At 43.5% G+C, this 13,295-nt stretch carries 17 protein-coding genes and 1 tRNA gene; 4 read left to right on the forward strand and 14 right to left on the reverse strand.

Annotation, left to right across the window (positions count from 1 at the left end; all coding sequences use genetic code 11):
• Window positions 1-1,044 carry a phenylalanine--tRNA ligase subunit alpha gene (gene pheS / locus LRM47_RS01090; RefSeq protein ID WP_243822487.1) on the reverse strand — a complete coding sequence of 348 codons (1,044 nt, stop codon included), beginning with the start codon at window positions 1,042-1,044 and terminating at the stop codon, window positions 1-3.
• 1 nt (window position 1,045) lies between these two features.
• Window positions 1,046-1,282, reverse strand: coding sequence for a hypothetical protein (locus LRM47_RS01095; protein ID WP_129631287.1), 237 nt, complete (start codon window positions 1,280-1,282; stop codon window positions 1,046-1,048).
• 57 nt (window positions 1,283-1,339) lie between these two features.
• Between LRM47_RS01095 and LRM47_RS01100 the strand changes: the two genes are divergently transcribed.
• The gene (locus tag LRM47_RS01100; protein WP_243822488.1) at window positions 1,340-2,275 is read left to right on the forward strand and encodes an MIP/aquaporin family protein; all 936 of its coding nucleotides are present in this window, start codon (window positions 1,340-1,342) and stop codon (window positions 2,273-2,275) included.
• Window positions 2,276-2,327: 52 nt separating this feature from the next.
• Here LRM47_RS01100 and LRM47_RS01105 read toward each other — a convergent pair whose 3' ends face one another.
• Genes LRM47_RS01105 through LRM47_RS01115 form a run of 3 tightly spaced genes read right to left on the reverse strand, consistent with a single transcriptional unit; the run spans window position 2,328 to window position 4,439 of the window.
• The gene (locus LRM47_RS01105; RefSeq protein ID WP_129635359.1) at window positions 2,328-3,398 is read right to left on the reverse strand and encodes a DNA recombination protein RmuC; all 1,071 of its coding nucleotides are present in this window, start codon (window positions 3,396-3,398) and stop codon (window positions 2,328-2,330) included.
• Between the two features lie 18 nt (window positions 3,399-3,416).
• On the reverse strand, window positions 3,417-3,911 hold the full coding sequence (locus LRM47_RS01110) for a hypothetical protein (RefSeq protein WP_243822489.1): 495 nt from the start codon (window positions 3,909-3,911) through the stop codon (window positions 3,417-3,419).
• A gap of 45 nt (window positions 3,912-3,956) precedes the next feature.
• Window positions 3,957-4,439: a phosphatase PAP2 family protein gene (locus tag LRM47_RS01115; protein WP_243822490.1), complete on the reverse strand. Its 483-nt coding sequence runs from the start codon at window positions 4,437-4,439 to the stop codon at window positions 3,957-3,959.
• A gap of 79 nt (window positions 4,440-4,518) precedes the next feature.
• Here LRM47_RS01115 and LRM47_RS01120 point away from each other — a divergent pair.
• A tRNA-Gln gene (locus LRM47_RS01120) sits at window positions 4,519-4,593 on the forward strand.
• A gap of 21 nt (window positions 4,594-4,614) precedes the next feature.
• Here LRM47_RS01120 and LRM47_RS01125 read toward each other — a convergent pair.
• Entirely contained in the window at window positions 4,615-5,034 is a 420-nt protein-coding gene (locus tag LRM47_RS01125) for a hypothetical protein (RefSeq protein WP_243822491.1), read from the reverse strand.
• 180 nt (window positions 5,035-5,214) lie between these two features.
• Window positions 5,215-5,883 carry a tRNA (guanosine(37)-N1)-methyltransferase TrmD gene (trmD, locus tag LRM47_RS01130; RefSeq protein WP_243822492.1) on the reverse strand — a complete coding sequence of 223 codons (669 nt, stop codon included), beginning with the start codon at window positions 5,881-5,883 and terminating at the stop codon, window positions 5,215-5,217.
• Window positions 5,884-5,987: 104 nt separating this feature from the next.
• On the opposite strand from trmD, the gene LRM47_RS01135 reads away from it, so the two are divergent.
• Window positions 5,988-6,449: a hypothetical protein gene (locus tag LRM47_RS01135; RefSeq protein ID WP_243822493.1), complete on the forward strand. Its 462-nt coding sequence runs from the start codon at window positions 5,988-5,990 to the stop codon at window positions 6,447-6,449.
• 210 nt (window positions 6,450-6,659) lie between these two features.
• On the opposite strand, the gene LRM47_RS01140 is transcribed toward LRM47_RS01135, so the two are convergent.
• From LRM47_RS01140 to LRM47_RS01160, 5 genes are all read right to left on the reverse strand, one after another.
• Window positions 6,660-7,049, reverse strand: coding sequence for a KH domain-containing protein (locus LRM47_RS01140; protein WP_243822494.1), 390 nt, complete (start codon window positions 7,047-7,049; stop codon window positions 6,660-6,662).
• 70 nt (window positions 7,050-7,119) lie between these two features.
• Window positions 7,120-7,836: a ribonuclease III gene (gene rnc / locus LRM47_RS01145; RefSeq protein ID WP_129743666.1), complete on the reverse strand. Its 717-nt coding sequence runs from the start codon at window positions 7,834-7,836 to the stop codon at window positions 7,120-7,122.
• Window positions 7,837-8,334: an NUDIX hydrolase gene (locus LRM47_RS01150; RefSeq protein WP_164999844.1), complete on the reverse strand. Its 498-nt coding sequence runs from the start codon at window positions 8,332-8,334 to the stop codon at window positions 7,837-7,839.
• The gene (gene nusB, locus LRM47_RS01155; protein WP_129631319.1) at window positions 8,315-8,773 is read right to left on the reverse strand and encodes a transcription antitermination factor NusB; all 459 of its coding nucleotides are present in this window, start codon (window positions 8,771-8,773) and stop codon (window positions 8,315-8,317) included. Before nusB ends, LRM47_RS01150 begins: the two co-directional genes overlap by 20 nt.
• A 24-nt stretch (window positions 8,774-8,797) precedes the next feature.
• On the reverse strand, window positions 8,798-8,944 hold the full coding sequence (locus LRM47_RS01160) for a hypothetical protein (RefSeq protein ID WP_164999843.1): 147 nt from the start codon (window positions 8,942-8,944) through the stop codon (window positions 8,798-8,800).
• A 135-nt stretch (window positions 8,945-9,079) separates the two neighbouring features.
• Here LRM47_RS01160 and LRM47_RS01165 point away from each other — a divergent pair, with 135 nt between their 5' ends.
• Window positions 9,080-9,610 carry a hypothetical protein gene (locus tag LRM47_RS01165; RefSeq protein ID WP_243803752.1) on the forward strand — a complete coding sequence of 177 codons (531 nt, stop codon included), beginning with the start codon at window positions 9,080-9,082 and terminating at the stop codon, window positions 9,608-9,610.
• Between the two features lie 8 nt (window positions 9,611-9,618).
• Here LRM47_RS01165 and leuS read toward each other — a convergent pair whose 3' ends face one another.
• Complete coding sequence (gene leuS, locus LRM47_RS01170) at window positions 9,619-12,120, reverse strand: leucine--tRNA ligase (RefSeq protein ID WP_243822495.1); 2,502 nt, start codon at window positions 12,118-12,120, stop codon at window positions 9,619-9,621.
• Window positions 12,121-12,185: 65 nt separating this feature from the next.
• The gene (locus LRM47_RS01175) at window positions 12,186-13,271 is read right to left on the reverse strand and encodes a hypothetical protein (RefSeq protein ID WP_243822496.1); all 1,086 of its coding nucleotides are present in this window, start codon (window positions 13,269-13,271) and stop codon (window positions 12,186-12,188) included.
• Window positions 13,272-13,295 lie beyond the last annotated feature (24 nt).

The raw sequence follows: 13,295 nt of genomic DNA on the forward strand, positions 1-13,295 counted from the left end.
TTAAAATTGTTCCAAAAAGTCCAACTTGCCACTTTCAAAATGACGGACATCTTCGATTCCATGCTTCATCATAACCAAGCGGTCGATACCGCAACCAAAAGCAAATCCCGTATATTCATTCGGGTCAATTTGTGCCGCCCGAAGGACATTTGGATGAATCATTCCGCAGCCCAATAGCTCAATCCAGCCCTCACCAGAGCAGACTTTACAATCAGGATTTTTTCCTTCACAAAACGGACAACTTAACGCAAACTCGAAGCTAGGCTCAGTGAACGGAAAGTAAAATGGATTAACACGGACATCAAGTTTCTTGCCATAATATTCCTGCAAAAACTCTTGCAACGTAGCAATCAAATTGCCAACATTAACTCGGCGCGAAACGTACACGCCTTCGACTTGATAAAATGTATGCTCGTGGCGCGCGTCCAAATCTTCGTTACGGAAAACGCGATCAGGAACGATAGCGGCAATAGCCTCGCCTTTTTCCAAATTATCGCGATATTTCATTAGCACACGATTTTGCATAGTCGACGTATGCGCCGGCGCAATCAAACGATCGCCATTAGAATCAGTCTCTTCGGTCATAAACGTGTCGTAATCGTCGCGCGCTGGATGACCTTTTGGAAAATTCAGGCTCTCAAACATATGGAATTGATCGTCAATTTCTCTGGATTCTTCCGTGACAAAACCCATGCGATTAAAAATCTCAGAAATGCGCTCAATTTCAGCACTCAGCGGATGAATCGTGCCTTGTTCGCTCGGCAAAAGTTCAGGCTTGGGCGAATTCACATCCATCGGCGCCGTAACGTCAATCGGTTTCAAGTCAACTTTCTCCAGCTCTTCCAGCCGCACAGCAATAGCCTGTTCAATCGCCTGCTTCAGCTCGTTAATTCGCTTGCCGAACGGACCACGCTCAACTGGCGGCAATGACTTGATTTGCTCGTACAATTCCCTAAGTCGTCGATCACGTAAAAACTCACGCGGAGATTTGGATTGCGAAACCGCCAAAACTATTTCTCTTCTCAATTCGTCTAAGTCAGCCATTTTATCGTCCTTGCATTAAAAACATTACAATCACCGCACCAGCCATAATAGCAATTAAAATCCACGCCCACGCCAAAGTCGTCGTCTGTTTCGTGCCTTCCAAATATCTTATGTCGTCGACGCCGTCCATAGTTGCCTTTTCTTGCAAACTCGAAGCCTTCGCCTTCTCTCTTAATTCCGCCGCAATTCGCTCTTGCAATTCACTGCGCTGATCCTGTTGATTTACAAATAATCCCATAACTACAGTATAGCAAATTATGTTATAATAGTCGTGATATTACTTTAAGGAGGGAATATGGCTACGAAGAAAACTTCAAAGAAAGCCCCAGTTAAAGCCGCAGAAAAGAAAACCGCTGCCGCTAAGACTGAAACCAAAACGACCGTCAAGTACGTCGTTACTGAATCTACCGCTAAAAGCAAGCGTGTCGAACTAGATTCTAAATTACCAAATAACTTAATTAACATCGTTATTGCGGAAGTTATCGGCACATTCATTTTGACACTTGCCGCATTATTCGCATCAGATATTTTGTCATCGATGTATGTCGGTTTTGCATTGATGTTCATCGTTGCAATTATCGGCAACATTTCTGGTGCACACGTAAACCCAGCTGTCACGTTTGGTCTATGGACAATGCGTAAGCTAAAGACCGTACTTGTACCATTTTACTGGGGTGCACAATTCCTCGGTGCAATGGCAGCTATCGTGCTTGTTGGCTCATTAACAAACGGCGGATTTGCTCTAAGCTTCGACCAATTCACTGCGTTCTCCTGGGACATCTTCGCGATGGAATTAGTCGGTACCGCTGTATTTGTATTTGGTATTGCCGCAGTTTTGCAGCGCAAAGAAATCAGAGCAGCTGGTCAAGCTTTTGGAATTGGCTTAGCGTTGATGATTGGTCTTGTCGTATCCGGCTCAATCTCTTCATACATTAAAAGTACTGCTATTGCAAAAATCCAAAAAGATCAAAGCACTACTCAAACTGAGAAAAACGGCCGCACTTACCCACGCGAGATCTACATCTCAGGCGCAACTTTGAACCCAGCAGTTTCTTTGGCTGTTACAGAGAAAACCGACTCTCAACTACGCAGCAATGGAGTATTGCCAGCTGAAGGCGAAAAAAGCTATTCACGCTTTAGCCTGGAAGTAATTGCCGCTACCCTAATCGGTGCAGCATTAGGTGGCAACCTATTTCTACTCGTCAATTACCGAAACAAAGACGAAGAATAGATTATAGCTTCACAATAAAATATCCCGCTTAATCGGCGGGGTATTTTTTATGTCAATCTTCCTGAGTCGGCCGATCAATCAGCTCCGGCTGCGCCTGGTTATCGCCACCAGAAATTCGCACGACATCCTTATCAATCTTCCCTAGCTCCTTGTACGTATTGTTATAATGACCAACGGTCGTACTAAGGCTCTTGCCCATTTTCGTCATCAACTCGTCAAACTTTTTAATGTGAACACCCAATTGCCCAACTCGAACCTGAATGTCTTTGGCCTGCTCTTCAATTTGTAGGCTACGAAGCCCCTGAAGAACGGTCTGCAGGTATGCCAAAAAACTAGTCGGACTAACAATAATCACTCGCTTATCTCGGAATGCATATTCAATCAGGTCGCGACTCGAACCGCCCTGACCGACATTATTAATCAGAAGATCGTAATACAAAGATTCGCTAGGGATAAACATAAAAGCAAAGTCCATGGTATTTTCGCGCGGACGAATGTATTTACTAGTTTCGTCGATTCGCCCCTTAAGGTCAGCCTTCACCTTATTCAGCCACATTTCGCGCTCAGATTTTGTCTCGGCGTTAATCATGCGATTGTAATTCTCCAAAGAAAACTTACTGTCCACCGGCAGTATTTGACCCTTGTCCAGAAAAATAACCGCGTCAACAATTTCACCGTCCTTGAAACGATATTGCATTTGATATTGCTTGGCGGGCAAAACATTGTCCAGTACACTCTCCAGATAAAACTCACCAAAAACGCCACGCTGCTTTGGATTTTGTAACACGTTTTGCAAGGTTTTAAGATCAGTCGCCACATCAACCACACGCTTGTTAGTCTCATCCAATTTCGCCAATCGCTGCGTCACGTCAGCCACCAACTTCGCGCTTTCTGATAATTGTTTCTGCACGGAAGTCTGAACTTGCGCGTTACTTCGCTCCAACTTATCGCTGACGGATTCATTCAGTTTCGCAATAGTCCGACCTAATTCTACGACATCAGTTTTAATTAGCTCGACGGATGATTGATTTTTTAGTTCGCTGATTTTTGATTGCAAGACAAATAAAGTCGCGCCTAAACCAATAGTAATAACGATTAAGAGAATAATGATAATGATTTCCATACACTTAGTGTACAGTGATTACAATGCTAAGACAACTCGTGCTAAGATTGCGAATAAAGTCATAAATAAAATTGCTGCGCCATTGCCACGAATTCTATTCAGCCAGATTAACGACAAATATACCAAAACTGTCGCCAAAACTACCCATAGCAATGACAGAATCCAAGATCCGCCAGCCCATAATGTAGCACCCCACAATGACACAGTTGCCGCGATCACTACCAACAGAGGTCGCTTAATACCAAATACCGCCAGCACCGGCACCAACATAATTCCCGCCAAAACCAACGCGACGTAAGAGGCGATACTTGTGCTGTTTGCGCAAATAGAAATATGCTCAGCGTTCGCGCAAAATACGGGTGTAATCATAAATTTATCAAACGCAAGCGCCAGCAGCCAGATAGCCACGCCGCTAGCAACTAAAATCGCCAAAACCCTCAAGAAAACTCGCCTTGAAAATGGATATGTGTAATCTGATATTTCTTCACGGAAAATAGCTGACAATAATTTCATACGTAAATTGTAACGTAAACTTGTCAATATTGCAAATGTATATGCTTAAATATTATGCTTTTTCAGGAGACTCATCGGTTTATACCAAATAATCCCTACGCAAGCAATCAATAATCCGCCAACAACGTCAAGTGGCGTATGCACCAGAGCAATAACCCGACCTACACATATTAAGATCGTCATAACCAGACAAACAACAGCCAGCCGCCAACTCTTTGCTCCGAAAAATACCGCCAAAGTAATTGCCATTGTAAATAGCGCGTGATCGGACGGAAAACCCGGATTATTAAGGAATGACGCACCGGCAGATACGCCCAGAATCTCGAACGGGCGCATTTGATCTGGTTGATAAATTGACCCGATAATTTTTGCCACCACGTAAGCAGTCAAACCAGCCATCAACACCTGGCTATAAACCTGATATTTCTCTTTATTTGGAACCAATTTTATCAGCGCGTACGCACCAATTAGCACAACCGGTACCACTAGTCCGTCAGCAATTAGCTTTACGATCCATTGCAAATCCATATTACCAGTATATCGCGACAACGCTGGTCAGTAAACGCTTGCGGAAATCATTTTTCTATAGTACAATTATGTTTGCCGTTGGGATGTCGCCAAGTGGTAAGGCAGCGGGTTCTGGTCCCGCCATTCGGGGGTTCGAATCCCTCCATCCCAGCCAAGTTTGAAATTTAGCAGCCAATTATTTGGCTGTTTTTTTCGTCGATAAATTTGCGCAAATCAACAAAATCCACATCATGAATACCAGAAAAATCGCAGCCACATTATTCACATTCTTTATCGTTGCACCAAATATCACCGCCACATACCCATTCACAAACGCCAAAAAACTAATTACCGTCATAATCCCCAAACTCAAAAAACCAGCCATTCTGCTCGTCAGAGTAATTCTTTTTGGCATATCCATATCAATTAAAAATGGCAACGACACTAGCTCAACAATCACCAATATTATTGCAATCGGAAGACTTAAAGATGACGGAACCCCCGCAGAAGTAAGGACCGCAGAAAACTTCTCAAACGTAAATAATTGACATAATAATGGCACCATTATTAATAGTCCTGTAATCAATTTAACAATTTTATTCACTTTTCTAGACATAATTTCAGTATAGCTTGCGCGTCAAAAAAGCTCAAGCTTGTTGTATTTTTTACGAAAGCACTTGCACTTTTTATAAAAACGTCATAAAGTTAAATCAGCGAACGTTACAAAAATAAACACCACAAAATCGTATCTTTCGCTCTACGACAAATCCACCACAATTTAAAAAATACCCCGTCTCTATGGGGTATTTTTCTTTGTCAATATCCGTGATTGCTCGGCACGCCACTCGGCTATTTTTCCGTGGTGTCCGCTCAATAAAACATCCGGCACACGTAAACCTTTAAACTCCTCAGGTCGTGTATACTGTGGAAATTCCAACGTTTCTCCATCTGAAAAACTTTCAATTTCCGCAGACTTTTCGCCGCCCAAAACTCCAGGAATCAACCTAACAATAGAATCAATCATCATCATTGCCGCCAACTCTCCGCCCGTCAACACAAAATCGCCAATACTCCACTGCTCGTCAACCAGTTCTAAAATTCGCTCATCAACGCCCTCGTATCGCCCGCAAATAAATATCACATCCCTGTCATCATCTGCTTCTTCCTGAGCTTTAGCCTGCTTCCAGCGTTGCCCGCGCGGACTCATCAGTACCACTTTCGCCGTTTCATCCTGAGATTTCGCAAATTCTACCGCTTTCCATAACGGCTCAACCATAAGAAGCATCCCGTCGCCGCCACCATAAGGAGTATCGTCAACCTGACGACGAGGACCCAAACCAAACTCCCGCAGATTCACCGTCGTAAGCTCTACAATACCGTCTTTCTGAGCCTTCCACATCATGGAATTATTAAAAACTCCCGTCGTCATTTCTGGGAAAAGCGTAATTACTTGAAATTTTCTCATCTGTTACAGTGTAGCAAGTGTTGACTTTTTTGTCCAGGTATGATATATATATCAGCTTTTGTTCAACCGAACAGAAGTAGCCCTTAGAGAAAGAGAGAGACGTCATGTCCTATATTACCGAGATCGGCAAGCGTAAACTCGAACTTGTTGAGGAGGCGGTGGATTGGTTGTCTTATCCCGTCCGCATCTCTATTGACAAAGGAGGGGAGATTCACATTATCCTCTCCGTGGAGATGGGAGACTCCGCACACTACAGCAGACCGGAGGACCCTGACCCTGTGGCGAAATTCATCAGCACACTTATGCCTGAGCGAACCAAACTTATGTCAATGACATTCAAAAAGCCGAATGTTATTGACGAAGTGAGGGTGGAATCCAGGGATGACTGCTTGGTTATCCACAACGCGAAGGGCGCGCCTCATATCAGCATCTGCACACTCATGGAAGTGCTGGAGGTTGATAAAACCACAGCCTCCAGGACTTTCGGAAGAATCGCTCGAAGGCGGGTGGAGCAGATTTGCCTCACCCGCCCCCGCGATAAGTGGGCACTCTCACAGAGGGAGTAAGCCCGCCTGAAAATAGCTCGTTGAGACATTAAGTTTCAGCTTGAGCACGTTTTCGGCGGGCTATTTTCATGTCTTTTTATAGAAATTATCCCCCACCAAAAAACCGTCCCAGTAAGGACGGTTTTTTAGCACAAATAAGGCTCTCAATGGTTACCCATTGTCTCGCATAGAGCTGTTCTCGCATAATGTCTGTGCTTGAACTGGTTTTAATTATATATCAAGATCGTCGAGTTCCGCAAGCTCTTTTCTGGTGTTTTCTGCGTAAGATGATCCATTTTCCACAGCTTCATCTGTTGAGTTATCCACAGAAGCATTACCGTTATAATCATTTTCTTCACGCACACCAGAAAAACCATCATTGTTAACAATCTTCAAGTTATATCGAGCGTCATTCTTTGCGCCCAAAGCTCGCAGAAGCGTACGCAAACTCTGTGCCGTACTGCCGCGCTTACCAATAACTCGACCCAAATCTGCCGGATTAACTGTCAATGTTAGTAAAACGCCCTTTTCATCAATTGTTCGGTCTACTACGACATCTTCTGGATGTCCAACCAACGCCTTTACAGTATATTCTACAAACTGCTGATCTATTGTTGACATTCTGCCCCTCCTCCTGGAATTAAACTGTATTTTCATTATACACGAGCAGTTTACGCCGTGCAAACTTTAATTATTTCTCGCCAGATTCTTTATATTTAGCAATTGCAGCACGAGCAGCTTGCTGTTGAGCGACTTGCTTAGACGGACCAATGCCTCGCCCCATCATATTATCACCAACAAAAACCCCAAGAGTAAAGACTTTATCGTGATCTGGACCTTCTTCACTCAGGACTTTATATATTGGCGTTTGATTGTCAACTCGCTGAGAAATTTCCTGTAAATACGACTTCGGATCGCGCCAACTGCCAGACTCCAAAATTCCGTCCAACTTAACAATTATATGCTTGTGAATAAAATCGCGAGCATCGTCAAAGCCGCGCTCCAAATAAATCGCGCCGATTACCGCCTCAAATGCATTAGCTAAAATCTGTAAATGTGCTCGCTCCGAGCCGTTCTTCTCGCCCTTTGACATACGAATCAGCGGACCATAACCCAACTTATCGCCAGCATCGCCAATACTTTCCGTTCGCACCAAAGCTGCCCGCCAAGCAGTCAAAATTCCCTCTGGCTCAGAAAAATGCGTAAACAAATATTCTGTTACCGCCAATTCCAAAACCGCATCACCTAGAAATTCCAAGCGCTCATTGTGGTGATGAACGGATTTTCGGTGCTCATTCACATAACTACGGTGAGTCAAAGCTGTAATCAGCAAATCCAAATTTGTAAATTCAAAACCTAATTTTTCGCGCGCAAAATCTTGATATGGCGCGGTATTCATTCCGTTCATTTATAAGTTCTCCTGTCTAATTCGTTTCATCGCTAGAAGAATCAGCTTGCCAATATCTTCATATTCAACTTCATCCAGTGCCTCATGAAAACTAAACCATTTAAGGCCATTCATCCATTCCTCCTTTTGGAGTTTCTCATTAGGATCCAACGCCTTAACTAGATAAACTTGCGTTGTCATCAATACCAATTTATCGATTCGACGATAACGAAAATTCACCTTGCCCAGCCAGCCATGCAGCTCAATTTTCTTCAGTCCAGTTTCCTCGCCGATTTCCCTACGAGCCGTCACCTGAGCCGTTTCACCTGGCTCAATGTGCCCTTTCGGAATTGTCCAGCGGTCGCGAGCGTCCTGATATAGCAAAAACTCTGCCTCACCCTTTTTATTACGACGAAAAATCACGCCACCGGCAGTTGGCTCGCGCACAATTTCCTGAATCAATGGCTTCTTGCTGCCACTAAAATATTTTTTTATCTTATCAAAGTTGCTTGTTCTCACTGTCGGACTCCTCCACGAGAGTACGGAGTGCCGTGCCAAGCACGCCATTCACAAACTTACCCGAGTTATCCGAACCGAACGCTTTTGCTAATTCTACCGCTTCGTTAATCACCACTTTTGGTGGAACGGTATCTGCACAATATAGCAATTCATATAAACCAATTCTAAGTACCGCCCGATCAATTCGCGGCAACTGACTAATAGGCCATTCTGGCGCCAATGGCTGCAATTTCTCGTCCAATTGACTCTGCGTCGAAAGTACGCCGCTAATCAAATTATCGATAAATTCAATATCGTCAACCGATGATTTATATTCAGCCAAATTACGCTTTAAAATAGTCTTATAATCAACATCGCTATCACCAACCTCTTTGCGAAATTCATGTTCATAAAGTGTTTGCAGTGCGACAATTCGTCCCAAATGACGGTTTGATGCCATTATTAAGCGTCCTGTTCGTAATTATTATTTTGTTGTTTTACCGGTTTCACGCTTGGTTGTCTTCACCTTAACTGGTGAAGTTGCGTTAACGCGACGTGCCAATTTTAATACCAAGTGGCTGCGACGAAGACCAGTTTTACGTGGGCTACTCTGTTTCTTAGGTTGTGCCATAATTTATTCTCCTCTTTTAGGTTGTCATAAAACTTACGTACCATTATACCTTTTTTATTAGACAATCTCAAGAGCCTGTCTGCAAATTAGATAATAATATTGACTTTTTATGTCGTTTATGGTAATATAGCAAACATGAACACGGAACGATTTACATCACAAAACAACAATGAAGACGACAGATCTGTAATAGAAATACCAAAATCTGTAGTTAAAATCGGTGCAGTAGCATTAGCCGCGTTAGGATTGGCTGGAGCTGCAAACGCCCTAGGCTTATTTCATAGTCCTAAATCACCAGAAAAAGGACCAAGCCCTGCACACCAAGTAGCTCAAGTTGTAGAGAATTACAGCAATGGAGTCATCACGGAGCTGCCAGAAGACACAGAAATTCACACTGTCACGCTTGAAGAAGGAGAAAATCCGACTTCGGTAGCCGAAACAGCCATGAAAGAATACAACGAAGAAAATCCTGAGAATAAGATAGATCCTAATGAGGCAAGAAGCTCCATATACGAAACTGCTGTCTACATGAAAGATCTCTACAAAAACAAGACTGGCGACTCAGAGGTCCAACCAGGATCTACTGTCAACATTGCCATAGGTGACATAAACGGTGACGGAAAGCCAAGCATAGCCATAACGAAAATAGAAGACAAATCTAAATAGACCGTCTTCTAAACCACGATATTCACCAACTTACCTGGAACATAAACCATCTTTTTAGGTGGTTTATTGTTTGTGAATTTCTGGACATTTTCGTCAGCTAGAGCCGCTTCTTCAACACCCTGCTTGTCCATATCACTCGGCAGTTCAAGTTTTGCACGAAGCTTGCCGTTCACTTGAACTATAATAGTCATCGTATCGCTCTTTAGATATTTTTCATCCCACTTCGGCCAGTGACTAACATGAACCGTATCATCATGACCCATTTCACGCCACAATTCCTCTGTGATATGCGGAGCAAAAGGCGCCAAAATCTGAATCAAACTTTCTAACGCAAATCGCCACTCGTCCGACATGTCAATTCCATGCGATTCTTTTATCTTATACAGGCCATTGACCATTTCCATCATCGAAGCCACAGCCGTGTTAAACTTCTCATCTTCAATGTCGCGAGTAACTTTTTTAATTGTCGAGTGAGTTAATCGCAATAATTCTTGAGCTGTTTTTTCATTCGCGTCAAGAGAGTCGTTTGGATCCTTATCAACGAACTCCTGAACCAAATTCCATGCTCGGTTTAAGAATCGATAAGTTCCCGGAACGCCACGAGGATCCCATGGCGCATCCATATCATAAGGCGCGATGAACATTTCGTAAACTCGCAGCGCATCAGCGCCATATCCACTGTCCATAATCTCCATTGGATCAATAACGTTGCCCTTAGACTTGGACATTTTCTGACCGTCTGGTGCCATAATGTAGGCATTGTACATCATTCGCTTAAAAGGTTCTGGGGTCGGAACGAGACCAAGCTTATAGAAAAATCGCATCCAAAAACGACTGTATAACAAGTGAGCCACGGCATGGTCGGCACCATTGTAATAATCAACCGGCATCCAATGGTTAATTCTCTCAGGATTCCATGCTTCATTATCGTTGTGTGGGTCGAGATATCGTAAGAAATACCAACTAGAACAAGCATAGCCATCCAAAGTGTCAGTCTCGCGCCGACCTTCTACCCAATTGTCGCCATCAGGCTTGTTTTCTGTAATCGGCACAGTTTTTCCAGTTTCAACATCCACCCAGACTCGCACCCAATCATCAACCTGGGCCAAAACGGAAGTATTACCGCCCGTTGGCTTAAAGTTCTCCACCTCTGGCAAAATCACTGGCAAGCATTCATCAGCCACGGCAATTGGCACACGGCCGTCAACATGAACAATTGGAATCGGAGCACCCCAATAACGCTGACGAGAAATCAACCAATCGCGCATTTTATACGTGGTTTTGCTTCGCCCAGAATTCTGCTGCTCCAGCCACGCAACAATTTGCTCGCGAGCATCCTCACTCCTGGTCCCGTTAAATTGTCCGGAATTTATCAGCTCACCTTCACCAGAATAACAGCCGGCGTCGGCTGAATGCTCAGGCTTATCAATAACCTGGATAATCGGCAAGTCAAACTTCTCGGCAAACGCAAAATCGCGCTCGTCGTGCGCTGGCACCGCCATGACTGCGCCGGTTCCATAGCCACCCAAAACATAATCCGCCACCCAGATTGGCAATTTTTGACCATTGACTGGGTTTATGACATAACTGCCAGTAAATACGCCCGTTTTCTCTTTATTCTCTTGACGTTCAACATCAGATTTTTGTTGCGAAGCTTGGATATACGCTTCAACCTTTTCGCGCGTATCAGAATTGACCAACTGATAAATCAGAGGATGCTCCGGTGCCAAAGCTACATACGTCGCGCCAAATAACGTGTCGGGACGAGTTGTGAAAACTGTAATCTTGGAATCTTGACCACTAACCGCAAACTCAACTTCCGCACCAACTGATCGACCAATCCAATTCTTCTGCATGGTTTTAACCATTTCCGTCCAATCAAGCGCATCGGTTGCCTCTAAAATTTCATCTGCATACGCCGTAATTCGGAAAAACCACTGCTTGAGATTTCGCTTGGTTACAGGATTACCGCAGCGCCAACATTTACCACCTTCAACCTGTTCGTTAGCAAGCACTGTGTTATCAGTTTCGCACCACCATTGCGGCTGCTCTTTTTGATATGCCAAATCGTGCTTATATAATTGCGTAAAAATCCACTGAGTCCATTTGTAATATTCTGGATCAGCTGTAGAAATTTCTTTTGTCCAATCATAACTAAACCCAAGTCGCTTCAATTGCTCCTTAAAATGAACCTTCGCTTCATCGTGCGCTACACGTGGCGTTTTTCCGACTTTAATAGCATAATTTTCAACCGGTAAGCCAAAGCTGTCCCAGCCGATTGGATGATAGACATTATAACCCTGCTGACGCTTGAATCGCGCCTTAATGTCGGCAAATTGAAAAGTGCGACCGTGACCAATGTGAATTCCCGCCCCTGTAATCCCCGGAAGCATGCTCAAACTGTAATATTTCGGCCGAGTAGTGTCGTTAAAATCGACCGCGTAAGTACCGTCAGCCTCCCATTTGTTTTGCCATTTTTGTTCAATTTCTGTCGGATTATAGCGTCTCATATCTGTAATTATAGCAAATAATCCCGCTCATTACGAACGGGATTATTATTAGGCGATTAAGCTATTTACCTAGTCGAGGTTGATGACAATCCGCTCGAATACCCTTCCATAAAACCTTCTACAAACTCTTTCAAGCTTTCAGCGTCCGAAGGCGCCTTAATTTCCTCAGACTTGTTCATGTTAATGTCAAATGAAATTTCTACAGAAGCCTTCCTGCCATCACCTTTCAACTCCAAGGCCTTCAGTTCATGAGATGACCTATCAACCCACACCTTCAATGAAGCTGTGTCAATAGATGATGAATCACTACTCTTGTAGCTATTAGATTTTCCGCACTTACTGAGCGCCTTGCCTGCTGATGAATTTTTAAACTCATCATTAAATTTCGACAATTTACTGTTATCACCCTTTAGTTCAAAACCACGTCCACCATTACGATCGCTAATCTTTGAGTCTTTTATAGTGAAGAAGCTATTCTTTTGATAAAGTTGAACTACTTCCTTGCGGACACTTTCGTCACTTTGAATTTTCTTCAGAGCGTTAATTCCACACTTATATTCGCTACCGATTTCATCTGGAGAAACCTTCATCCACGTGTCGCTCATTTTATCTATCTCAGAGCTCATCTTTCTCAAAGTCTGATCACGGTAAGTTTCTATTTGAGACCTTGACGCCTTACCACCAGACGAAGACTCCATAACTATTTCAAGCAAAGTGCCATACAAATCCTTAAAGTTATTTATCTTCACGTATATCGTCCCGTCATCACCAAGAACCATATCACCATCTAGTGGAATACTTTTTTCGACCCCTTTGATATTAAGCTTAGCGTCAATATTCGCCTTTGACTTTCCCGAATCAGTAGCAGTCTTTACGTTTAGCTCTATTTTTCCTTGGTCGCGCATGTCAATAACTACCTTACCGTCGGCAGTCATCTTCTTTGCCATAATAGCATTAGACACAGCGTCCGTAACCATCTTTTCTGGATTCTGCCACCACAAGAAATAAACTAGCACAGCAGAAATAATAGCAATAAGAGCTATAACTCCCAGCACTATGCCAATTATCAATCCCGTTTTCTTCTTTTTTGGCTGCATCGGCACGCCGTTATATTGCGGCTGCGGTGCAGGTTGATTACCTTGATCCATCATTCCCCCTTGTTTTATATACCTTGA

This window comes from Candidatus Nanosynbacter sp. TM7-076, from assembly GCF_022828325.1.
Lineage (GTDB): Bacteria > Patescibacteriota > Saccharimonadia > Saccharimonadales > Saccharimonadaceae > Nanosynbacter.